The 6,759-nt window shown below is 41.1% G+C and carries 7 protein-coding genes; all 7 read left to right on the top strand.

Features of this window, described 5'->3' with window-relative positions:
- Positions 1-529, top strand: a 529-nt coding sequence (gene fliS / locus K6G87_RS11290) for a flagellar export chaperone FliS (protein ID WP_296837186.1), incomplete at its 5' end; no start/stop codon positions are given.
- A 213-nt stretch (positions 530-742) separates the two neighbouring features.
- Complete coding sequence (locus K6G87_RS11285) at positions 743-1,786, top strand: hypothetical protein (RefSeq protein ID WP_296837183.1); 1,044 nt, start codon at positions 743-745, stop codon at positions 1,784-1,786.
- Entirely contained in the window at positions 1,776-3,038 is a 1,263-nt protein-coding gene (locus K6G87_RS11280) for a CpaF family protein (protein ID WP_296837180.1), read from the top strand. The genes K6G87_RS11285 and K6G87_RS11280 overlap by 11 nt, the downstream gene beginning before the upstream one ends.
- Positions 2,962-3,753, top strand: a complete 792-nt coding sequence (locus tag K6G87_RS11275) for a type II secretion system F family protein (protein ID WP_296837177.1) — start codon at positions 2,962-2,964, stop codon at positions 3,751-3,753. Before K6G87_RS11280 ends, K6G87_RS11275 begins: the two co-directional genes overlap by 77 nt.
- A gap of 18 nt (positions 3,754-3,771) precedes the next feature.
- A complete protein-coding gene (locus tag K6G87_RS11270) occupies positions 3,772-5,244 on the top strand; it encodes a type II secretion system F family protein (protein ID WP_296837174.1) in 1,473 nt (490 codons plus the stop codon).
- Positions 5,245-5,455: 211 nt separating this feature from the next.
- The gene (locus K6G87_RS11265) at positions 5,456-5,707 is read left to right on the top strand and encodes a Flp1 family type IVb pilin (protein WP_330669831.1); all 252 of its coding nucleotides are present in this window, start codon (positions 5,456-5,458) and stop codon (positions 5,705-5,707) included.
- Positions 5,708-5,737: 30 nt separating this feature from the next.
- The coding region (locus tag K6G87_RS11260) for a DUF5702 domain-containing protein (protein ID WP_296837171.1) at positions 5,738-6,759 on the top strand (1,022 nt) is incomplete at its 3' end.

Raw genomic sequence — 6,759 nt, 5'->3', positions numbered from 1 at the left:
GCACCTTGACCTGAAAGCCAAAGGCACAGTATTCTCGCACAAGAGGACGATTATGACCAAAGAGCAGATCAGTAACTACACAAGAAGGATTTCAGAAGCTAATGAAACTCAGATGATCACAATTCTGTATGAGATGACACTTGATTATATGACAGATGCCAAGAAAGCTCTTGCAGCCAAAGATTTTGATGCATATGACAAAGAGCTCACAAGAGCCCAGAACTGTATCACTGAGCTTATCAGATCTCTTAACATGGAATATGGTATAGCACAGACTTTCATGCAGCTTTATATCTTTTCAAAAAGGCATCTTATATCTGCAGCTATAAGGCAGGATGCAGATTATATTGATGATATTATAAGCATATTTGAAAAAATGCGTGACTGCTACAAGGAGCTTGAAAAGCTCAATCAGGCAGCTTCTGTAGTATCAGGGGCCCAGAGAGTATTTGCAGGTCTTACATATGGACCGGGCCACCTTAATGAGACAGTTGCAGATCCCTACAGTAACAGAGGGTTTAGGGCTTAGCTATAGCTGGTGGCACGGAATTACGATAATAAAATTACACATATTAGAACTTGCGTTTCGCAAGATCATCTGCTAATATTTTGGCATCAAGTTCATTACGAACAAGATCACGAAATTCATTCGTGAGGATATGAAGCATCGCTTTATATTCGAATCCCATTTTAGTATTTGATCTAGAAACGCAATTTTTTTGCGCTCTTTTGCGAGGAAGAAATGAGTAAAAGGAATATTATTGCCATCTGTGACACTGAGGCAGATTACTGTTTCAGGCTCGATGAGTATCTTAGGCGGAATTTAAAGCTTCCCTTTAAGATTGTCGATTTTACAAATGAAGAGGACCTTAAAGCATTTGATGATGAATTAAAGCATCAGACCATAGGGCTTGTAATAGCACAGTCTGTATATGAGAGGGTCCATGATGCAGGATTTGACAGGGTTCTTGTTTTGGAGGAGCCGTCAAGAGATGGGAGCATAAAGCCTTTAGATAACTATGATGATGATATAGAGCTAAGGTCTACTCCCAAGTATCAGTCGATGGACAAGATAATGCAAAAGCTTATAGCCTTTTGCATGGACCAGCCAGATACCTTGAGTTCAAAACAAAGGCAGGATGAGAAGCTTACCATATACGGTGTATATTCTCCTATCAAAAGGTGCGGCCAGACCATGTTTTCCAAAGCTCTTGGCCAGCTCCTTGGAGCAGAGGGAAGAACTTTATATATGAATCTTGAGCCTTTTGCTTCAGATCTTGGAATACAGACATCGGCAGGTCAGAATCTGCAGGATCTTCTTTATTATTTTGATAATGATGAAAAGAGACTTTCGCTCTATCTTGAACGTGTATGCGTTAAATCCGGCAATCTTGATATTATCCCTCCTGCAACCTCTTTTATGACACTTAAGGGAGTTGAGAGTAAAGAGTGGATACATCTTATCAAGGAGATTGCAAATACAGGTCTTTATAAGTACCTTGTGATCGATCTTTCGGAGATTGCAGATGGCTTTACAAGTATTCTTGAAATGTGCGACAGGATTTTTACCATAAGAAGAAATGATACACAATCCCTGCACAAGCTTGAAACCTACGGAAGAACGCTGCGACTTACAGGATGCGGCAATATTCTTGATAAGAGCATGGTCTTTGACTTCCCTGACAGTATTATGGATGCGGGAAGTCAGGCAGCAGAACTGTATGCAAGAAACGTTCTTGATGCATCAGTGTCACTTTCAGATAAGGAGGCACAGGATGCGAGCTGAACTTGAAACTCTTAAGTCGGACATTAGGAAACGCCTTTTTGCATCAATGGATATGACAAGGGACATAAGCGATGAAGAGATCCTCGAGATGATAGACAGAGAGGTTATAACATCTTCTTGCGAAATGGTTATGACCTTTGCGGAGAAGAAGATGCTCCGCTCCGAGCTCTTCCATGCTATGCGTAAGCTCGATGTTCTTCAGGACCTTGTTGATGATCCGACTGTAACAGAGATAATGATCAATGGTAAAGATGACATCTTTATAGAAAAGAGTGGCCGCCTTTCCAAATATGATCTTACCTTTGAATCTAAAGAAAAACTTGAAGATGTGATCCAGAAGATAGTTGCAGGATGTAACAGGGTCGTAAATGAGGCATCGCCTATCGTAGATGCAAGACTTGAAAACGGCTCCCGAGTTAACATTGTACTTCCGCCCATAGCCTTAAATGGTCCTATCGTAACTATACGAAGGTTCCCGGACGAGCCTATCAATATGAAAAAGCTTATGGGCTTTGGCTCAGTTCCGGAGTATATAGTTAAGGATCTTCAAAGCCTTGTAAGAGCAGGCTACAACATCTTTATAAGCGGAGGAACAGGCTCCGGTAAAACAACATTTCTTAATGCGTTGTCAGATAGTATTCCATCCTGCGATCGCGTCATCACGATCGAAGACAACGCTGAACTGCAGATTCTGCACGTTCCCAACATAGTTAAAATGGAATCTCGAAATGCCAATGTAGAAGGCTGTAAAGAGATATCCATAAGAGATCTTATAAAATCATCTCTTCGAATGCGTCCTGACAGGATCATCGTCGGTGAGGTTAGAGGCGGAGAAGCCCTTGATATGGTTCAGGCTATGAATACTGGCCATGACGGAAGTATGAGCACAGGCCATGCTAATAGCGCCAAGGACATGTTATCAAGACTTGAGACCATGATACTTATGGCTATGGATCTTCCGCTTCCTGCTATCAGAAGGCAGCTCTCATCAGGAATTGATCTAATAGTACATCTTGGAAGGCTAAGAGACAGGAGCAGAAAGCTTCTTGAGATCTGCGAGGTACCGGGCGGCCTTAATGAAGAGACCGGTGAAGTAAGGCTCAATGTATTGTGGCAGTACGTTGAAACCGGAGAAGATGATAAAGGAAAAGTTTTAGGAGAGTGGAGGAAAACAGGTGAACTCGAAAACAGGGAAAAGCTTGCAGCTGCCGGACTGGTACTCCCATCGGAAGCTCAAAGAGCTGTTTCATAAGCCTCAAAAGGAAGATATTCCTGCGATATTTGCAGGAGTGGCCATAATCATCACCATCAGCTATCTTTTTTACCATTCGCTGCTTGTGTCAATATTTCTTGCGCCGCTTCTGGTTCCTTTTGTGGAGAAAATGAAAAATGAAAGGATCATGAAAACCAATCATGAGATCGGGCAGCAGTTCAAGGATGTACTTGTGTCCGTATCAACAAGCCAAAAGGCAGGTTATGCCTTGGAGAATGCCTTTGTAGTTGCATATAAGGATATGAAAAAACTGTATGGGGAACAGTCTCCTATATGCAAGGAATTAAGACGTATATGCAAGGGACTTAAAAATAATATTGTTCTCGAAGACCTTCTTTTTCAAATGGGTGAAAGAACGAGAAACACATACATAAGGGAGTTTGCAAATGTGTTTTGCGTAGCAAAAAGAAGCGGAGGCAATATCACGCAGATGCTTGAAGAGACTGTAGCACAGATATCTATTCAAACGGATGTGGAAAAAGAGATCGATGTCATGATAAGTGCAGGCAAGATGGAAGCAAGGATCATGGAGATAGTACCATTTGCGATAATTGCATATGTGGGAGTCATGAATCCGGGATTTTTTGACAGCCTGTATGGGAACTTTGCAGGTATAGCGATCATGACAGTGTGTCTTGTTGTATATCTTGCAGCCTATACGGTCATAGAGAAGATCATCGCGATTAAGGTATAAGACTTTTTGAGGAGAGGTATGGAATTATATATAAAAGCCGGGATATATGCGCTTGTACTACTTGCGATAGTAGTACTGTGTATCCTGGCAAGAGAAGAGGAGCTACCCGATGGAATTGACGATACGGGGATATCGGGAGCAGTTTACAGGGCAGCAGGCTTTATTTATACAAGGTTTATAAGAAGAAAAAGGACCTTGGAAGTCAGCAGGATCAAAAATGACCTTAGTACTCTTACTCCTACTAACAAAGGGGAAGAGCAGGCAGCAGAGTACTATATCAAAAAAATAGGTCTATCTATCATAGTGATAGCTGCCGGCTGCATAATGGCTATTTTCATTGCCCTAAGCAGTAATAAGGAGCAGATCCTTGACAGTAGTACAGGTCTTTCAAGATCCGACTACGGAGGAGCTACAACATCTCAGAGTCTTGTAGCTGTTGACGATCAGGGACAGGAAATAGGAACCTACAATATCACAGTTGATGCAAGAAAATATACTGATGAAGAGCTTACAAGCCTTCAGGCAGAGCTTGCATCCAAAATGGAAAAGATCATTCTTTCAAATAACAAATCTTTGGACGAAGTCCATTCTGACCTCAATCTGGTAAGTTCTGTAGAAGGATATCCTTTCAAGATTCAATGGACAACAGATCAGTACAAGGTGCTTGGTTTTACAGGCAAAGTAAAAAATGAAGAAGTCCCGGATGCCGGGATAACGGTAAATCTTAAAGCCAAATATACTGCTCAGGATCTTACATTCGAGCAGAAATTCAGTGTCTGCGTATATCCTAAGATCCTTACAGACAAGCAGGCCAGGGATGCCTATATGAATGAGCTTATCGAAGGCGAAAATAAAAGCTCTGAGACAAGCACATATCAGACACTTCCTGATAGCTTTGATGATCAGAATATCACCTGGAAAAAAGAGATACAGGATAGCAGTTCTCTTCTTATGATAATGGTCCTTATAATTGGAGTTCTTCTTTATTACATAAAAGATGAACAGCTTAAGACCAGTATCAAGGATAGAGAGGAGGAAATGATAAGAGATTATTCCCAGATCATTTCAAAGCTTGTCCTATATCTTGGAGCCGGAATGACACTTCGAAGCATATTTGAAAAGCTATGCGTTGATTATGAACAAAATCTGAAGGCAGGCATGCCCAAAAGATATGCCTACGAAGAGATAAGAGTAATGGTCAATGAACTAAGGGCCGGAGAGTCCGAGGCAAGAGCCTATGAGATGTTCGGTCTTAGGTGCAGAAGCCAGCCTTATACAAGGCTTGTAAATCTTCTGACCCAGAACCTTAGAAAAGGAAACAGCTCGCTCCTTATGCTTCTAAAGCAGGAAGCAGCCAAAGCTTCTGAGGAGAGACTTAACATAGCAAGAAAGGCAGGAGAGAAGGTTACGACCAAACTTCTTGCACCAATGATGATGATGCTTGGGATAGTAATGATCATCATAATGTACCCTGCATTCACATCATTTTAGGTAAAGGTCAGGAAAGTACATAAATGCAGAGATCAAATTGACAAATCAGAGATCAAAATGACAATGCAGAAATAATAGGAAATACAAAGATCAAAAAGACAATACATAAATAATAAGAAATACAAAAATCAAAATGATATCACCAAAATGATAGCACGCAGAATTCAAACTGCTGACTATAGAAAATGCTTTATTAAAAGGAGAAAAAGAAATGAAAAAAGTTATGGAAAACGCAAAAATGAAACTTGCACTTGCAAAGGCTGTAGCACAGAACCGTCTTGCCTGCAGAGACCTTGAAGCATCGCTTAGTGATGACAACGCCGGAATGGGAACAATTGAAATTGTTCTTATCATCGTCGTACTTATCGGTCTTGTACTTGTATTTAAGGAGAACATCAACGGAGTTCTTGAGACAGTATTCGGCACAATCAACGATGGCGTAAGCGAAGCAGCATCATACTAATTAAGACAAAACCAGGCGGCAAGGTTAGATATGAGTTTTATGATCAAAGAAACAGAAACTGCATATGAAAGTTTAGAAAGAAAATCCTCAAAAGAGACTGCAGTAAAAGCTTCACTTACCGTCTATATGGCTCTTATGCTGCCTATTCTTTTATCTCTTGTACTGGCGCTTTTTTACGGCGCCAGAATAAGAGCTGAAAAGATGAAAGTTGAGATAGTTACTGATATTTCAGGTAATGCTGTACTCGGAGAGTATAACAGGCCCTTAAGAGAGCAATATGGTCTTTTGATGGTTGATACAGCCTATGATAAAGGCTCTCCTGCTCTTTCCAATATGACAGAGAGACTTGAGTATTATCTTGGTGCAAACACGGATGGAAACACGATATCTGCTATAGGTGAGTTTCTTTTAAATACCAGTAACTTCTCTGAACTTTCCATGGAAGGCGTAAACGTAGCAGAGTACACCTTTGCAGGTGACAATGGAAGTGCTGTGGTTCAAAGACAGATCTTCTCCTATCTTGAAGCAGAGCCTTTGGAAGGCCTTCTTGGAGATGCAGAAGAAGCCCAAAGTGGCAAATCTGAAATTGAAGGAGAAGGCGCCGGCGGCGATGAGATCACCTTATTTGATGCTGTTGTAGGCATATACGAAAAGGTGTCAGGTCTGTTTGATGAACACGCAGGTGATGATATGGAAGGGCATACGGAGGATGAACTCAACCTGGATGATGCCAAGGAAACTCAGGAGACCATGTCAGAACTTGCTGGACAGGATGGTGAGACAAGGAAGTTTTCGATTCTGGATCTTGTGATCCCGACAGGAGAATCTGTTTCTGATGCAAGCTTTGATGCTTCCAAAGTGTATACAGGAAGAAGTGACAAGCTAACAGGAACAGGACTTTCGGATACCTTTGATGCTAATCTCTTTGAAAACTTCGGACTCTTTAATATATATCTGTTTGAAAAGTTTGGATATTACAAGCATCCCAAAGAAAATTCGCATCTTCAGTATCAGATTGAGTACCTGATAGGTAAAAAGACTACCGATAAAGG

The sequence above is a fragment of the Butyrivibrio sp. genome (genome assembly GCF_024699075.1).
Note: the sequence above shows the minus strand (reverse complement) of the source record. Positions and strands in the feature narration are given on the sequence as shown.

Bases quoted from the DNA above. Each gene is read 5' to 3' on its own strand.
- K6G87_RS11270 (WP_296837174.1), top strand. From the start codon at position 3,772: ATGGAATTATATATAAAAGCCGGGATATATGCGCTTGTACTACTTGCG.
- K6G87_RS11280 (WP_296837180.1), top strand. From the start codon at position 1,776: ATGCGAGCTGAACTTGAAACTCTTAAGTCGGACATTAGGAAACGCCTT.
- K6G87_RS11285 (WP_296837183.1), top strand. From the start codon at position 743: ATGAGTAAAAGGAATATTATTGCCATCTGTGACACTGAGGCAGATTAC.
- K6G87_RS11265 (WP_330669831.1), top strand. From the start codon at position 5,456: ATGAAAAAAGTTATGGAAAACGCAAAAATGAAACTTGCACTTGCAAAG.